This window comes from Streptomyces daliensis (assembly GCF_054782395.1).
This window is the reverse complement of record NZ_BAAGSO010000030.1, coordinates 77,638-93,539: the sequence shown is the minus strand read 5'-3', so window position 1 is coordinate 93,539 and position 15,902 is coordinate 77,638. Positions and strand designations below refer to the sequence as shown.

15 protein-coding genes are annotated in these 15,902 nt (G+C 72.9%); 11 read left to right on the top strand and 4 right to left on the bottom strand.

Annotated features, from left to right (window positions below):
- Window positions 1-116 precede the first annotated feature (116 nt).
- Entirely contained in the window at window positions 117-1,436 is a 1,320-nt protein-coding gene (locus tag ACYVOO_RS07475; RefSeq protein ID WP_461014832.1) for a sialidase family protein, read from the top strand.
- 92 nt (window positions 1,437-1,528) lie between these two features.
- Here the strand turns inward: ACYVOO_RS07475 and dhaM are convergent, their stop codons facing one another.
- From dhaM to dhaK, 3 genes are all read right to left on the bottom strand, one after another.
- Window positions 1,529-1,972 (bottom strand): dihydroxyacetone kinase phosphoryl donor subunit DhaM, encoded by a 444-nt coding sequence (gene dhaM / locus ACYVOO_RS07470; protein ID WP_461014831.1) that lies wholly within the window; start codon window positions 1,970-1,972, stop codon window positions 1,529-1,531.
- Complete coding sequence (gene dhaL / locus ACYVOO_RS07465) at window positions 1,965-2,591, bottom strand: dihydroxyacetone kinase subunit DhaL (RefSeq protein ID WP_461014898.1); 627 nt, start codon at window positions 2,589-2,591, stop codon at window positions 1,965-1,967. Before dhaL ends, dhaM begins: the two co-directional genes overlap by 8 nt.
- Window positions 2,592-2,714: 123 nt before the next feature.
- Window positions 2,715-3,707: a dihydroxyacetone kinase subunit DhaK gene (dhaK, locus tag ACYVOO_RS07460; RefSeq protein ID WP_461014830.1), complete on the bottom strand. Its 993-nt coding sequence runs from the start codon at window positions 3,705-3,707 to the stop codon at window positions 2,715-2,717.
- An 806-nt stretch (window positions 3,708-4,513) separates the two neighbouring features.
- Between dhaK and ACYVOO_RS07455 the strand changes: the two genes are divergently transcribed.
- The 3 genes from ACYVOO_RS07455 to ACYVOO_RS07445 all read left to right on the top strand — a co-directional run bounded on the left by ACYVOO_RS07455 (window position 4,514) and on the right by ACYVOO_RS07445 (window position 7,470).
- Window positions 4,514-5,743: a prenyltransferase/squalene oxidase repeat-containing protein gene (locus ACYVOO_RS07455; RefSeq protein WP_461014829.1), complete on the top strand. Its 1,230-nt coding sequence runs from the start codon at window positions 4,514-4,516 to the stop codon at window positions 5,741-5,743.
- 93 nt (window positions 5,744-5,836) lie between these two features.
- Window positions 5,837-6,517 carry an HAD-IA family hydrolase gene (locus ACYVOO_RS07450; RefSeq protein ID WP_461014828.1) on the top strand — a complete coding sequence of 227 codons (681 nt, stop codon included), beginning with the start codon at window positions 5,837-5,839 and terminating at the stop codon, window positions 6,515-6,517.
- A 209-nt stretch (window positions 6,518-6,726) separates the two neighbouring features.
- Entirely contained in the window at window positions 6,727-7,470 is a 744-nt protein-coding gene (locus ACYVOO_RS07445) for a DUF4232 domain-containing protein (protein WP_461014827.1), read from the top strand.
- Between the two features lie 106 nt (window positions 7,471-7,576).
- On the opposite strand, the gene ACYVOO_RS07440 is transcribed toward ACYVOO_RS07445, so the two are convergent.
- Window positions 7,577-8,242, bottom strand: coding sequence for an IclR family transcriptional regulator (locus tag ACYVOO_RS07440; protein WP_461014897.1), 666 nt, complete (start codon window positions 8,240-8,242; stop codon window positions 7,577-7,579).
- 209 nt (window positions 8,243-8,451) lie between these two features.
- Between ACYVOO_RS07440 and ACYVOO_RS07435 the strand changes: the two genes are divergently transcribed.
- The 7 genes from ACYVOO_RS07435 to ACYVOO_RS07405 all read left to right on the top strand — a co-directional run bounded on the left by ACYVOO_RS07435 (window position 8,452) and on the right by ACYVOO_RS07405 (window position 15,890).
- On the top strand, window positions 8,452-8,907 hold the full coding sequence (locus ACYVOO_RS07435) for a nuclear transport factor 2 family protein (protein WP_461014826.1): 456 nt from the start codon (window positions 8,452-8,454) through the stop codon (window positions 8,905-8,907).
- A gap of 156 nt (window positions 8,908-9,063) precedes the next feature.
- Window positions 9,064-9,915: an SDR family NAD(P)-dependent oxidoreductase gene (locus tag ACYVOO_RS07430; RefSeq protein ID WP_461014825.1), complete on the top strand. Its 852-nt coding sequence runs from the start codon at window positions 9,064-9,066 to the stop codon at window positions 9,913-9,915.
- Window positions 9,916-10,015: 100 nt separating this feature from the next.
- Window positions 10,016-10,786, top strand: a complete 771-nt coding sequence (locus ACYVOO_RS07425) for an SDR family NAD(P)-dependent oxidoreductase (protein ID WP_461014896.1) — start codon at window positions 10,016-10,018, stop codon at window positions 10,784-10,786.
- Window positions 10,786-12,207: an FAD-dependent oxidoreductase gene (locus ACYVOO_RS07420; RefSeq protein ID WP_461014824.1), complete on the top strand. Its 1,422-nt coding sequence runs from the start codon at window positions 10,786-10,788 to the stop codon at window positions 12,205-12,207. The genes ACYVOO_RS07425 and ACYVOO_RS07420 overlap by 1 nt, the downstream gene beginning before the upstream one ends.
- Window positions 12,208-12,358: 151 nt before the next feature.
- Window positions 12,359-13,702 carry an MFS transporter gene (locus ACYVOO_RS07415; protein ID WP_461014823.1) on the top strand — a complete coding sequence of 448 codons (1,344 nt, stop codon included), beginning with the start codon at window positions 12,359-12,361 and terminating at the stop codon, window positions 13,700-13,702.
- A 77-nt stretch (window positions 13,703-13,779) separates the two neighbouring features.
- Window positions 13,780-14,982, top strand: a complete 1,203-nt coding sequence (locus ACYVOO_RS07410; RefSeq protein WP_461014822.1) for a cupin domain-containing protein — start codon at window positions 13,780-13,782, stop codon at window positions 14,980-14,982.
- A complete protein-coding gene (locus ACYVOO_RS07405) occupies window positions 14,979-15,890 on the top strand; it encodes a hypothetical protein (RefSeq protein WP_461014821.1) in 912 nt (303 codons plus the stop codon). Before ACYVOO_RS07410 ends, ACYVOO_RS07405 begins: the two co-directional genes overlap by 4 nt.
- Window positions 15,891-15,902 lie beyond the last annotated feature (12 nt).

Below are 15,902 nucleotides of genomic sequence, written 5' to 3'. Positions count from 1 at the left end.
TGGTCCGGTAAACGATCAGTTGACCGGCCGGGCCGTTCGCGGTGCGTGGGTGTTGCGGCGGGGCCGCTGTTCGCCGTCAGCGGTCGTCAGCGGTCCCGTCCCAGCCTGGAGTCCCGATGTCCCCCCTTCGTGCCACGGCCACCTCGCGCGGACGGCGGCCCGCGCTCGTCGCCCTGGTGTGCGTGCTCGTGGCCGCCGTGCTCGGCGCGGTCGCCGTGGCCGCCTTCCACGCCCTCTCCGGGCCGGAGTCCGGGCCGTCGGGGAAGGAACCCGTGCCGGGGAAGAGTTCCGACGGAAGCGGAAACGAAGGAGGAAGCGAGGGAGGGGACGCGGACGGGGGCGAGGCGGTCACGGAGCGGGAGCCGTTGCAGCAGGGCACCGGGCTGTACCCGCGTGCGATCCGGCTGCGGCACAGCGGCGCGGCGAACGGCCACGTGCTCGCTTCCACCGTCACCTTCCGGGGCGCCGACGGCCTGGGCGCCATCCACGAGAGCACCGACGACGGCCGTACGTTCCGCCGGGTCGGCGACGTCGCGGACCCCGCGGCCGCGGACGGCAAGGGCCAGTGCTGCGGCACCCTCTACGAACTGCCGCGCCGCATCGGGGACATGCCACCCGGCACGCTGCTGTGGGCCGCCTCGACGGGGCAGGACGAGGACGACGGGCGGCGGATGAGCGTCCGCGTGTTCAAGAGCACGGACGTGGGCCGCTCCTGGTCGTACCTCTCGACGGTCGCCACGGCTCGCGGCGAAGGCGGGGGCGCGGGCTTGTGGGAACCGGAGTTCTCCCTCGACGCGCACGGGCGCCTGGTCTGCCACTACTCGGACGAGACCGACCCGGCGCACAGCCAGAAGCTCGTCGCGGCGCGGACCTCCGACGGCAGGAACTGGACGGGCCACCACGCGACGGTCGCCTCGGTACCAGAGCCGGACCGGCCGGGTATGGCCGTCGTACGGCGCCTTCCCGACGGCACCTTCTTCATGGTGTACGAGATCTGCGCGCCCTCGGGGAAGTACCGCTGCGTCGTGCACTACCGCACGTCGGAGGACGGCTGGGACTGGGGCGACCCCGCCGGCCTGGGAACGCGCCCCGAGACCGCCGACGGGCACTACTTCGCCCACACCCCGAACCTCGCCTGGGCTCCCGAGGCCGGGAACCCGGAGGGGAAGCTGCTGCTCATCGGGCAGGCCGCGCACACCAGGGACGGGCGGCGGGTGCCCGGGGAGCGGCGCGAGATGTGGACCAACAGCGACGGCGGAAAGGGCCCCTGGCAGGAGAAGAAGGCGCCGGTTCCGGTCCGTTCCACGAAGCTCGACCACTGCCCCAACTACAGCCCCAGCCTCCTGCCGAGCGCCGACGGACGGCGGGTGCTGGAGATCGCCACCGACTACGACGGCGGCGTCTGCCGCCCGTACCGCGCCATGGGCCCGACCTGACCCCGGGGCCGCCGCGCGGGCATACGGGAGGGGGCCCGGCCGATGACGCCGAGCCCCCTCCCGCTCTGTCGCCCACTCCGTGACCGGGGCGTTCACCCCTTCCGGTAGTCGTACGCCTCCCCGGCAGCCGCGGCCACCGCGTCCAGATCGGCACCGCCCGAAGCGGCCACCACGGCGGACGCCGCGCCCTCGACCAGGGGCGCGTCCACCAGGCGCGTGTGCGCGGGCAGCTCGTCGCCCTCGGCCAGCAGCGCCTTCACCGTCAGCACGGCGCTGCCCAGGTCGACGAGGACGGCCACCCCGGCGCCGGAGTCGACGCGCTCCGCGGCCGCCGAGATCAGCTCGGCGCTCGTGCCCAGGCCGCCGTCGGGCGTGCCGCCCGCGCCCGTCACCGGCGCCTCGTGGACGCCAGCGAGCCCGGCGGCCAATCGCGCGACGGAATCGGCGACCTCGCGGCTGTGCGAGACCAGCACGATCCCGACCAGCGGCTTCGCCCCGCCCTCCGCGCCCTCCGCTCCCTTCTCCGGCTCACTCATCGGCCGCCTCCGCTCCCGCCTCTGCCGTTGCCTCCGCCGTCTCCGCCAGCGCCGCGACGAGCAGCGCGGACGACGTCGCGCCCGGATCCTGGTGCCCCTCGCTGCGCTCGCCGAGGTAGCTCGCGCGGCCCTTGCGGGCCCGCAGCGGCACCGTGGCGAGCGCGCCCTCCTCGGCCGCCGTACGCGCTGCGGTGAACGCCTCGCCCGTCGGCTTCTCCGCGGCGGCGGCGAGCGCGCCGAGTGCCGGGTACAGCGCGTCGAGCATCGTCTTGTCGCCCTCGGCGGCGCCGCCGAGCTGCGCGACCGCGTCGACACCCGCGCGCAGCGCGTCGGCGAGCTGACCCACCGTCACGCTCCGCGCGTCGCCGAGCGTCTTGCCGGTACGGCGCAGCAGCGTCCCGTAGAGCGGCCCTGAAGCGCCGCCGACGGTCGAGACGAGCTGCCTGCCCGCCAGCATCAGCGCCGCGCCGGGCGTGTCGGTCCTGTCCCGCTCCAGCGTGTCCCTGACGGCGGCGAAGCCGCGGCGCAGGTTGCTGCCGTGGTCCGCGTCCCCGATGGCCGAGTCCAGCTCGGTGAGCCGGTCGGCCTCACGGTCCACGGACTCGGCGGCCCTGGTCAGCCAGCCGACGACGAAGCGGGCGTCGAGAGCGCCGCCGCCACCCGTGCCGCCGCCCGCCGCGCCGCTTCCCGCACCGTTCCCGGTGCCGCTTCCGTCGTTCTCGTCGGTCAAGACAGTCTCCTTTCACACGCCCCAGCGCAGCCCCGGGGTGCGCACAGGCGCGTCCCACAGCCGCAGCATCTCCTCGTCGGCCCGGCACAGCGTCACCGAGGCGCCCGCCATGTCGAGCGAGGTGACGTAGTTGCCGACGAGCGTACGGGCCACCGGTACCCGGCGCTCGCCCAGCACACGCTGGACCTCGGCACAGAACCCGTACAGCTCGATCAGCGGAGTGGCCCCCATGCCGTTGACGAGGGCCAGCACGGGGCCGTCCGGCTTCAGGTCCTCCAGCACCGCGTCGACGGCCGCGTCGGCGATCTCGCCCGAGGTCATCATCGGGCGCCGCTCGCGGCCCGGCTCGCCGTGGATGCCGATGCCCAGCTCCAGCTCGCCGGGCGGGAGGTCGAAGGTCGGGCTGCCCTTGGCCGGGGTCGTGCACGCGCTGAGCGCGACACCGAAGCTGCGCGAGGAGTCCGCGACCTGCCGGGCCATCGCCGCCACCCGCTCCAGCGGCGCGCCCTCCTCGGCCAGCGCCCCGGCCAGCTTCTCGACGAAGAGGGTGGCGCCGGTGCCGCGCCGCCCGGCGGTGAAGAGGCTGTCGGTGACGGCCACGTCGTCCTGCACGAGCACCTTCGCGACCCGCACGCCCTCGTCCTCGGCCATCTCGGCTGCCATGTCGAAGTTGAGCACGTCGCCCGTGTAGTTCTTCACGATGAACAGCACGCCCTGGCCGCTGTCCACTGCGGCGGCGGCGCGGATCATCTGGTCCGGCACGGGGGAGGTGAAGATCTCGCCGGGGCAGGCCGCGTCCAGCATGCCAGGACCCACGAAGCCGCCGTGCAGCGGCTCGTGCCCCGAGCCGCCGCCCGACACCAGGGCCACCTTGTCCGCCACGGGGGCGTCGCGGCGCACGATGACGCGGTTCTCGACGTCGACGGCCAGCTCGGGGTGTGCGGCTGCCATGCCGCGCAGCGCGTCGGCGATGACCCGCTCGGGGACGTTGATGAGCATCTTCATGGAGGCCTCCTGGCGGTGCTGATGCTGACGGTGCACAAGGTATTGGCGGCAGTTCGGCTGTCTCTGTGAGGTGGCTACGGGGGCAGTATTGACCTTGCGGCTGCGAAGGTCACGCGGATGGCGCCCGGAGCACGTCGACCGTTCAGGAGAGTCCAGCCGGTCCAGCGCGCTCGCTCTGGTGACGCGTCGAGGTTCTCCGAAGGCGGGGCGGGGCGTGTCCGGCGGATTCGCCGACTGCCCACGGGGCCGCTCATGCTGGTTCACGGCGTTCACGCGAGCATAGCCGTTCCCCACTTTCACGCCCGGTGCGCTCCGAAGCGCTTGCCCGGCAACGCCGTGAAGGGCGTACTGGAGGGAACCCCACCGGCGGCACACCGCGGCTGATGGGGCCGCTTCCTCCTGGCGGCTTGGCCGCACTGATCTCGTCATGCATGGAGCGTCTATGACCACGGCCATGGGCTGGCCTGTTCCCGTCGGCCATCAGAAGGTGCTCTCCGCCGCTCAGAGCGCCCTCGGCCGAGCCGTCGCCGTCCCCATCACTGAGCAGCGGGCCGATGGCAGCTGGTGGTCACCACCTGACCCACGCATCTTCGAGACGGCCTTGTGCGCTCTGGCGCTCCGGAACGCTGGTGAAGCCCATCTCGCGCAGGCGCGGGCCGGGCAGTGGCTGCGAGACGCTCCCGCGCAGCGGCACTGCGCCTTCGCGCACGCGGTGGAGGAGTGGCTGCGCCTTCGCGCACGCGGTGGAGGAGTGGCTGCGCGCCCTCGTCGTCACCCCGAGCGCGTCCCCGGGAATGCCCCGTCACGTGGCCGGACACTATCCCGGACGCTGGATGATGGCGGAGACCGTCGCCCTGGCCCTTGGGCTGATCTCGCCCGGCCAGCTCACGTCGGTGCCCCCGCCAGGCCGTCGGCTACAGGGAGAGCACGCCCCGCTCAAGAGGTGGCACCGGGCACTGCACGCGGCCCTGACCCTGCTCACGGCCCCCGGCTCCGCTGCTGCGGACACCGCACTCGGAGTGCTGTACAAGGAACAGCGGCCGGACGGCTCGTTCGAGCACATGCCCACTGTCACCGCCGTGGTGCTGCTGGCTCTGACTGCCGGTCATACGGACGCGACGGACGCTCACGGCGCCGGTGTCCGCCGTAAGGCACTGGACTGGCTCCTCGCCTCACAACAGCCCGACGGGACCTGGAGGTTCCTGACGACCGATATCTGGGACGCATCGCTGTACCTCCGTTCCCTGAGCGGCGAGCCGCGATTCGACCACACCGCACGCCAGGCCGCTGAGCGCTTTCTGCTTTCCGCGCAGAACGCCGATGGCGGCTGGGCATGCGCCAGCGGGCTGGAGTCGGACAACGACACGACCGCAGCGGTCTTGCTCGCGCTGGGCGGCAATGCGCGGACGGCCGACGCCAGGGGAAGGGCGCACGTCTACTTGCGCGGCCAACAACTCGCGAATGGGCTGTGGGCCACCTGGCAGTCATCTGACGACCATCCGGCTCAGGACGTCACCGCGCACGTTGTGGAAGCGCTGCAAGCCACCGGATGTGAGCTGGCCGACACCACCAGGGCCACCGATTGGCTCCGGGAACGCCCTGCTCTCCACGGTCACTGGACCGCCCAGTGGTATGCCTCCCTTCCGTACGCGGTCGCGGAAATCGGTCACGTCGTGGGGGTGGACTCTCCGCAGACCTGCTATGCCCACGGCTATTTGAGCGCCCACCGGAACCCGGACGGCGGATGGCCCGTACACCCCGGCGCTGCCAGCTCACCCGCGGCGACTGGTCTGGCCCTGAGCGCGCTCGCCCGGTCTGTCCGCGTTCACCGGGACCTGCTGGAGGGAGGTGTCCGGTACCTCACCCGGGCCCAGGACGCCGAAGGGCGCTGGGAGGGAGAACCGATGATGTTCGGCCCCCGGCCTTTCTTGACCCATGCCGACAGCCACACCCACGCCTTCACCACTGCTGGGCTGCGCGCCGCGATCGCTCACCTGAACTCCGGCGCGCCCCGTGAATCCCTCGCTGTTTCGTGAAGGGGAAGGCACGATGACACGAACGGCATCGGTCTCTTCGACCGCCGCTTCGGCCTCTTCGACCGCTCCCGGCCGACGAGGGAGTCCTGCACGATGAGGCACAGGAAACCCGCGAACGGCCCGGCTCTCGCGAAACTCCCCGTGAACAGGCCGCCCCGGCCCCACTACGCGGCCCGGATCTTCGACTTCGACGGCACTCTCGTCGACACCGATGACATCAACCTCCACGCCATGCACGCGGCCTTGGCGGCCCATGGCGTGCACGCTCCACTGTCCTGGCTGCGCACCGCGCCACTCGGGGACCTGGGCGCGCTGCGCCGACGCTCGCGCGACGAACTCGGCGTCGCCGTCACTGCCTCCGACCAGGAGATCGTGGCGGCTGCCCGGTCTTACTGGGTGACCCACCGCGGGCGGGCACGTCCGGTGGGACCTGTCGTCGCGGTGGCCCGGACGGCCGCGGCCGTCGGCCCGGTGGCAGTGGCGTCGGCCAACGACGGCCAGGTCGTGCGGGCCACTTTGACCGCTGCCGGACTGGCCAGCCTGTTTGAGGTGGTCATCGCCCGTGAGGACGTGTCACGGCTCAAGCCCGCGCCGGATGCCTTCCTCAAGGCCGCTTCCCGGCTCGGTCTCAAGACGTCCGAGTGCCTGGCGTACGAGAACACCGACGAAGGTGTCGCCGCGGCCCGCGCCGCTGACATGGACGTCATCGATGTGCGGCGGAGAGACTGGCGCGACAGTTTCGACGGCCGTATCGAGATCGACGGTGACCCCTGACGGAGGCACGCACCGCAGGTTCCGGGTGCACGGCCGCCTTCCTGCCTTCGGGCCGTCGCCCATGGACCGGCTGTTACAGAACGCGGACCTGATGCCGTGAACAACGGCGGGGCGGGGGCCATCACACCGCATGTACCGACCGAAGAGACCGGTCGCGGTGCCCCGCGGGGAGCGGGGGCCCGCCGGATCCGATACCCGTGGGGGATTCCATGAACACTGCTCGTCGCGCCGCACGCACCGCTCGGTCCGCCGGTCTTGTCGCCGTCGCCGCCGTCGCCGCGTTCTCGCTGACCGCCTGCCAGGACGGGGGCGGCAAGGACGACGCCGGGTCCGCCTCCTCGGTCGGAAACTCGAAGGACGCGGGGGCCGAGGACGCGAAGGCGGCCGCTTCCGACGCGCGGGACTCCGGCTCGACGGGCTCTACGGGCTCGACCGGCTCGACGGGTTCCACCGGCTCGGGCTCCACGGGCGGCAGCGGCGGCAGCGCGGCCAAGGGCGCCGAGGACACGCAGAACGAGGCGGCGGCCTCCGGGGCCAAGCGCACGACGTGCGACGTGGGCACGGTCACCGTCCGGCTCCAGGAGACCGGTGGCAGTGCGCCGGTCATCCTGCTCAAGGCCACCAACGGGGGCAGCACCCGCTGCGACCTGTACGGCTACCCGTTCGTGGGCTACCCCGACGCGCAGTCCCCGATCGCGGTGGGCGGCGGCAAGCCGCAGTCGGTGGTCTCGCTGGAGCCGGGCAAGTCGGCCTACGCGTCGCTCAGCCTGGAGGACGGCGACGGGGGCAACATGCACCGTGAGAAGGAGCTGACGGTGGAGCTGGCCAACGCCAAGCTGCAGGGGACCGGTTCCACCGCCACGGTCAGCGCTCCCGCGGGCGCCGGTCTGGCCATCAGCGACAACTCCCGCGTCTCCTACTGGAACTCCACCATGGAGCAGGCGATGCAGTAAGGGGCCGAGCCCCCGCACTGAAGTCCTCGTCACCTCCTGAACCCCTGAACTCCCTGAACCCCGGCGCCCATCGGCGGCCGGGGTTCAGGCGTTGGTTGACGGGGGCCTACTGGTCCAGCAGTTCGCCGAGCCGTGCCGCGGCGTGGATGACGGTGGCGCCCAGGTCGTCGAGGGAGGTGTACTCGAAGACCGAGATGCCGATGCTGGTCGTCGCCTCGCCCGTGCGGGGCGCTACGGCGGCGGACACGCCGGTCACGGCCGGGATGACCTCGCCCGTGGTGACGGCGTACCCGGCGGCGCGGGCGCGGGTGACCTCGGGGCGTTCCCCTTCGCGGTGCGGGCCGTGGGCGAGGAGGGCGAGGCCGCCGGAGCCCTGCTCGATGGAGTGGGTCTGGCCGGGGCGGAAGGACACGTGGACGCGGGCGCCGCGCGGTTCCACCATCATGAGCGCCCGCATCTCGGCGGCGCCCTCCCGTACCAGGAGATGGGCTGTGGCCCGGGTGGTCTCGGCCAGCTCGTCCAGGATCGGGCGGGCCAGGGTGCGCAGGTCCTGCTGGACGGGTTCGGCGAGGGTGACCAGGCCGGTGCCCAGAACGACGCGTCGCTGGTGGTCGCGGCGGCACAGCTGATGCGCCTCCAGTGTCCGCGTCAGGCGGTGCGCGACGGTGCGGTGCACTCCGATGGCGTCCGCCAGCTCGATGACGGTCAGGCCCCGCGGATGCTCCGAGAGGACTCTGAGGATCAGCAGTCCGTGGTGGAGCGTCTTGGACATCCCGCCGTCGAGTTCCGGTACCGGCCGGGCCTGTGGTGCTGGTGAGGTCACGAATTCATCCCTTGACGGGCTCGGGCACGCTGCTTAAGCTCGCATTATTCGCACGGCTAGTGCGAATATCGCACATCGCCTTCGGGTGAGGCAAGTTCCCCGCCCCGGCCGCTCGGGACAGCCGCCGGAGCGGGGTCACGAGCCGAAGGGACATCCGCATGAATCCCAGCGCCCTCGCGTCGCCCGCCGGCGCCCGGCTGGCCGAGATCCATCAGCTCTACTACCTCCAGAGCCACCTCATCGACGGCGGCCACGCCGCGGAATGGGCCGCGACCTTCACCGCCGCGGCCACCTTCGCCTCACCGACCTATCCGGCGCCGGTGACCGGCACGGCCGCGCTGACCGCGTTCGCCGAGCGGTTCGCCGCCGACTGCGCCGCCGAGGGAGTGGCGCGTCGGCACGTCGTCGGCAACGTGGCCGTGACCGGCGACGACGGGGCCGGAACGCTACAGGTCGAGGCGTACTTGCAGATCGTCGCGACGCCCAGGGGCGGCACACCGCGCATCGAGCGGTTCACCACCCTCACCGACCAGGTGGTGCACGACGGCGAAGGCTGGCGGATCGCCGCCCGTGCCGTACGCCGCGACGACGCTCCCGGCGCCGCCGGGAGCTGACACCCGGCCCGCGGCCCACGCACCGGACACCTCCGGCCCACGCACCGGGCACTCCCGGCCCACGCACCGGGCACCTCCGGCCCACGCGCCGGACACCTCGCGCCACCGGTACCCCCGCCACGCGGGGGGCACTTCAACGACGAAGGACCAGAACCGATGAGCAACACCGCAGAACCGCAGGCCACCGGCGCCGAAGGGATCGGCCGGGTCGATGACAGGCGGCCCGTCGCCGTGCACCCCGAACTGGCAGGCACCGTCGCCGTCGTCACCGGCGCGGCGCGCGGCATGGGCGCCGCCTTCACCAGCGGCCTGGTGCGGCGCGGCGTCGACGTCGTCGCCGGGGACATCGACCTCGACGCGATGACGCGCACCGCCGAGGAGATCGGTGCCGAGTCCGGCGCCGTCCCCGAGGGCGGCCGGCGCGGCCGGGTCGTTCCCGCCGCCGTGGACGTGGTGGACCCCGACGGGCACGAGGCACTGGCCCGGCTCGCGCACAGCGAGTTCGGCCGCCTGGACCACTGGGTGAACAACGCCGGGATCTTCCCCCACGCCTTCGCCGCCGACATCACGGCCGAGCAGATCGACGCCGTGCTGAAGGTCAACGTGCAGGGAGTGCTGTTCGGGGCACAGACAGCGGCGCGCCACATGCGCCCTGGCGGGGCCATCGTCAACATGTCGTCCGTGTCCGCCGTCCGGGTGCGCAAGGGGCGCGGCGCCTACTGCGCCTCCAAGGCGTCCGTGGCGCACCTGACCGAGTCCCTCGCCGTCGAGTTCGGCGACCAGGGCATCCGCGTCAACGCCATCGCGCCCGGCTACATCGACACCGAGATGACCCGATGGGTGCGCGAGGACCCGGCCGCGCTCCAGCACGCGCTGGACAGCGTGCCGCTGCACCGGCTCGGCTCCCCGCAGGAGGTCCTCGGCGTCCTGCTCTTCCTGCTCTCCGACAGCGCCCGCTACGTCACCGGGCACAGCATCGCCGTCGACGGCGGCTCGCGCCATGTCTGAGGCCGGACGGTACGGCGGACCCGAGGACCCCGCACCCGCACCCGCACCCGCGCCGCGGCCATGGGCCGCGCACCGTGCGACCGCCGCGCACCGTGAGGACGTGGGCTACCCCTCCGTCGTCCTCGTCACCGGCGCCGCCGCAGGCATGGGCGCCGAGCACGCCCGCGCGCTCGCCCGGCGCGGCAGCCGCGTCCACCTCGCCGACATCGCCGACTGCGGACCGGTGGCCGAGGAGATCGCCGAGGCGGGCGGCCACGCCACCGCGCACACCCTCGACGTCACCAGCCCGGACGGCTGGCACACCGTCGTGGACGCCGTACGGGCCGCCGAAGGGCGCCTGGACGGGCTCGTCAACAACGCCGGTGTCTCCCACCGCCTCCGCTTCATGGACACCACCGAGGAGGTGTGGGAGCGGGTCCTGCGCGTCAACCTCCACGGCCCCTTCCACGGCATCCGGGCCGCGGCGCCCCTCATGCGCGACGGCGGGGGCGGCTCGGTCGTCAACATCTCCTCCGTCTCCGGGCAGATCGGCTACTTCTCGCCCTCCTACTCGGCGAGCAAGTGGGGCCTGACCGGGCTGACGAAGTCAGCGGCCGGTGAGCTGGCCGCCTGGAACATCCGCGTCAACTCCGTCCACCCCGGCCTCGTCGGGACGGGGCTGCTCGCCGGCTCCGACGCCTTCGTGGAGTCCGCCCGGCGCAGCATCCCCGCCGGACGCCTCGGCACACCGGGCGAGGTCACCGACGCCGTGCTGTTCCTGCTGTCCGACCGCAGCGGCTACATGACCGGGAGCGAGGTCACCCTCGACGGCGGGCTCGTCTCCAACGGCCTCTACCACCGCATCCTCGCCGACGCGGAAGGAGCGCTGTGATGACGGATTTCGACGCACTCGACGTCATCGTCGTGGGCGGTGGCGGAGCCGGTCTCGCCGCCGCGGTCACCGCGGCCGAGCAGGGTGCCCAGGTGGCGCTGTTCGAGTCCGAGCGGGAACTGGGCGGCTCCACACAGCTCTCCGCCGGGATGTTCACGGCAGCGGGCACCAGCGTGCAGCGCGGCCTGGGCGTCGAGGACACCGCCGAACGGCACTTCCAGCACTACATGGACCTCAACCAGTGGCAGCTCGCACCGGGCCTGATCCGGGAGTTCTGCGCCGCCGCGGGGCCGACCCTGGAGTGGCTGCTCGGCCTGGGCCTGGACATCCCGCACGCCGTGTCGCCCGACGCCCACACCCCGGGCCTGTGCCGGGCCGGTGTGGAGGACGTCTGGCGCGGCCACGTCCCCCGGGATCAGGGCTACGGCCTGGTGCAGGTGCTCGACAGGGCACGGCGCGGGCACGGTGTGGAGGCCGTCCTCGGCACCCGTGTCGAGCGGCTGCTGTGCGAGGACGGCCGCGTGACCGGCGTCGTCGCCGACGGCATCGAGGTCAGCGCCGCCGCCGTGGTGGTCGCCAGCGGCGGCTTCGCGCGGGACCCAGGGCTGCTCGACCGCTACTACCCCGAAGCACGCGACGCGGGCGACTCCCTGTTCGTCGTGGCGGCCCCCGGCAGCCGCGGCGACCACTTCGCGTTCGCGGAGCAGACCGGCAGCTCCCTGACCGGCCAGGGCTGGGGCCTGATGCTGCCGACCGCCTCCTTCCAGCGCTACCACCACTGGCAGGCCGGATTCCCGCCGAAGTCGCGCGTGTACGTGAACGGCGAAGGGCGCCGGTTCATGGACGAGGACGCCTCCTACGCCGTCTCCAGCGGCATCATCCGTGCCCAGCGCGGCCCTGTGTGGGCGGTGTTCGACGAGAAGGCCAGGACCGGCCTCCCGGTCGGCTACGCCGACTGGACCCCGGACCGGATCGCCGAGGAGGTGCGCGCGGGGCGGCTGCTCAGCGCGGGTTCGGTCCCCGAACTGGCCGCGGCCATGGACGTCCCGGCCGACGCGCTGAGTGCCACCGTCGCCCGCTGGAACACCCGGCTCGCCGCCGACGGCACGGACCCCGACTTCCTCCGCGAGGAGTCCCTCGCCGCGAAGGGCAGCCCGGAGAGCCCGGCCCCGATCGCGGCCCCGCCCTACTACGCGGCGCGTGTGCTGCCCGCGGAACTCGTCTGCACGCACACGGGCCTGGAGATCGACCGCACCGCCGCCGTGCTCGACCGCACCGGCACTCCCGTACCCGGGCTCTTCGCCGCGGGCGAGGCGGGCGGCGGCGTGCTCGGCATGCGCTACGTCGGCGGCGGCAACGCCGTCGCCAACGCCCTCACCATGGGACGGCTCGCCGGGCGCCACGCGGCACTGCGGCGCTGATCCCGCACCCGCTGGACCCCGCACCCGCTGGAACCCCGCACCCGCTGGACCCCGCACCCGCTGGACCCCGCACCCCCGCTGGACCCGCACCGCCCGGCCCCGCGTTCCGCCGGGGCGGCGGGCCGCCCATCCCCTCATCTCAGGAGCCGTCATGGCGCACCTCAACGTCGAGGACCCCGGCCTGGGCAGCAGGACGATGAGGAAGGTCTCCCTGCGGATCTTCCCCATCGTCGGCCTGCTGTACGTGTTCAACTACATGGACCGGTCCAACATCAGCTACGCGCAGCTCGGCATGCAGCACGAGCTGGGCATCACCACGGCCACCTTCGGGGCCGTCGCCGCCATCTTCTTCCTCGCCTACGTGGTGCTGGAGATCCCCAGCAACATGATGATGAAGAAGGTCGGCGCCCGGCTGTGGCTGGCCCGGATCGCCATCAGCTGGGGCCTGGTGACCGTGGTGACCGGTTTTGTCGAGACCATCACCCACCTCTACATCGCCCGTATCGCGCTCGGGATCGCCGAGGCCGGGCTCTTCCCCGGCCTGCTGCTGTATCTGACGTTCTGGTACCGGGGCAGGGAGCGGGGCCGCGCCATCGCGGCGCTGGCGCTGGCCCAGCCCATCGCCATGGTCCTCGGCAGCATGACCGGCGGCTGGATCCTCGACCACGTCGACTGGCTCGACCTGAGTGGCTGGCGCTGGGTGTTCATCCTCCAGGGGGCGCCCGCCGTCCTCATCGGCATCGCCACCCTCCTGTGGCTGCCCGACAAGCCGTCCGAAGCGCGCTTCCTCGCTCCCGACGAACGCGAGTGGCTCAAGACTTCGATCGACAAGGAGTACGCGGACAGCGGCGCGAAGAAGGAGACGGCCCGCGACCAGTTGCGTGCCATGAAGAACCGCAAGGTGCTCTACCTGGGCGTCGCCAACTTCTTCGCCGCGTGCGGTCTGTACGGGTTCTCCTTCTTCCTGCCCAAGATCGTGCAGCAGCTCGACCCGGGCTACTCGGCGACCAACATCGGCCTGCTGGGCACCATCCCCTTCCTCGTCGGCGCCGTCGGCATGCTGGTCCTGGCCCGTACCTCCGACCGCACGGGCGAGCGGCGCTTCCACGTCGTGGGCCTCATGCTGCTGGCCGCGCTCGGGCTGTTCGGCGCCATCGTCTTCCGGCACGACCCTGTGCCCGCGATGGTGTCGCTCTCGCTCGTCGCGATCGGTGTCCTCGGCTACATGGCCCCGTACTGGGCGCTGGTCGCGCAGGTGCTCTCGCGCGAGCAGACCGCGGTCGGCCTCGCCGGCATCAACTCCATCGCCGCGCTCGGCGGCTTCGTCAGCCCGTACCTGATCGGCCTGTTCGCCACCGAGGACGATGTCACCGTCGGCCTGTACTTCCCCATCGGCTGCCTCGTGGTGTGCGCCGTGATGCTCGCCGTCCTCAAGGTGCCCAGGGAGAGGACGGCCGACGGGCTTCCCGCCGAGCGCACCCCGGCGAAGGTCTGACGCCCCGTCCCCGCTCGCCCCGCCCCCGTTCGCCCCGTCCCGCCGGGCCCGTCCCGCACCCGAAGCAAGGAACCGCCATGCCCTACTACCGCTCCGTCGGCCACGTCCCGCCCAAGCGGCACACCCAGCACCGCGACGCGGAAGGGCGGCTGCTGTACGAGGAGCTGATGGGGGAGGAGGGCTTCTCCTCCGACTCGTCGCTGCTCTACCACCGGGAGATCCCCTCCGCGATCACCGGCTCCCGGGTCTGGGAGCCGGCAGGGCAGGACACCACGGCCAACCACCCGCTGAAGCCGCGCCACCTCAGACCGCACGACCTGTGGCCGGGCGAGGAGTGGCGCGGCACCGACGCCGTCACCGGACGGCGGCTGCTGCTCGGCAACGCCGATGTGCGGATCTCCTACGCCGTCGCCGGTGCCGCCTCCCCGCTCTACCGCAACGGCACCGGGGACGAGTGCGTCTACGTCGAGTCCGGCTCGGCCACCGTCGAGACGGTCTTCGGGACGCTCGCCGCCCGCGCCGGGGACTACGTGCTGCTGCCCCGCGCCACCACGCACCGCTGGCTGCCCGAGGGGGACGAGCCGCTGCGGCTGTACTGCGTGGAGGCCAACTCGCACATCGCGCCCGCCCGCCGCTACCTGTCGAAGTACGGCCAGCTCCTGGAGCACGCACCCTTCTGCGAGCGGGACCTGCACGGCCCGGCCGACGTGCTGTCGGCGACCGGCGAGGACGTGGAGGTGCACGTCAAGCACCGCGGCCCGAGGGGCGAGCTGCTGGGCACCGTGTTCACCCAGGCCACCCACCCGTTCGACGTGGTGGGCTGGGACGGCTGCCTGTACCCGTACACCTTCAGCGTCCACGACTTCGAGCCGCTGACCGGGCGTGTGCACCAGCCGCCGCCCGTCCACCAGGTCTTCGAGGGCGACAACTTCGTCATCTGCAACTTCGTCCCGCGCAAGGTGGACTACCACCCGCTGTCGATCCCCGTGCCCTACTACCACTCCAACGTCGACAGCGACGAGGTCATGTTCTACTGCGGCGGCGACTACGAGGCCCGCAAGGGGTCGGGGATCGGCCAGGGCTCCGTCTCCCTGCACCCCGGCGGACACGCACACGGGCCCCAGCCCGGCGCCTACGAGCGGTCCATCGGCGCCGAGTTCTTCGACGAACTCGCCGTCATGGTGGACACCTTCCGCCCGCTGGAACTCGGCGAGGGCGCACTCGCGGCCGAGGACCCGGCCTACGCCTGGACCTGGGCGGGACGGGGACAGGGCGTATGAGCGCGCTGCTCACCGGACTCGTCGACGACGCCGGACTCTTCCCGCCGACCGCGCTGTCCCCGACCGAGGCCGTCGCACGCCACCGCGGGGACCTCGCGGCCGGGGAGGCCATGCACACCCGGCGGTTCCTCGTCCCCGTGCACCGGCTGGAGGAGATCCGCGCCGAGCTGCGCCCTGACGACCGGTTCCGCCTCGGACTGATCGCCGACGCCGCCGTCGACGCCGCCGGAACGGGCGGCCCCGCCGGACCCGCCGCGCGCCTGCGCGCCGCCCTGGCCACCGTCGACGCGGACAGCCGCCTGGAGGCGGTCCTGGTCGAAGCGCCGCTGAGCGCCTTCGGCACCGACCCCGCCACGGCCGTGCCCGCCGCGCTGGGTGCTGTCGCGGGCACCGGCCTGCCGCTGTTCCTGGAGCCCGCGGCGCCGTCCGGCGTCGACGGCCTCCTCGAAGCACTGGCCGGGGCGGCCGGGGCGGCCGGGGCCGAAGCACCGCACGCCGGGGCGAAGCTGCGCTGCGGCGGCGTCCGGGCCGGACTGTTCCCCACCCCGGCGGAGGTGGGGCATTTCCTCACGGCGTGCGCCCGCGCCGGTGTGCCGCTGAAGGCGACCGCCGGGCTGCACCACGCGGTGCGCCACCAGGGCCCGGACACCGGGTTCCGCCACCACGGCTACCTCAACCTGCTGCTGGCCGCCGCGCACGCCGCTGCCGGTCCCGGAGCCGCGGGCGGCCCCCCGCCAGGGCCCGTCCTGCGCGCGCTGGAGACCACCGACGCAGCGGCCCTCGCCCAGGACCTCGCCCGCCTGCCGGAGCCCGCGGTCAGCGCGGCCCGCGCCCTGCTCGTCTCCTACGGCTCCTGCTCCACCGACACCCCGGTGTCCGAGGCCCGTGCCCTCCTCGGCACCGTCTGAAAGGAACGTTTC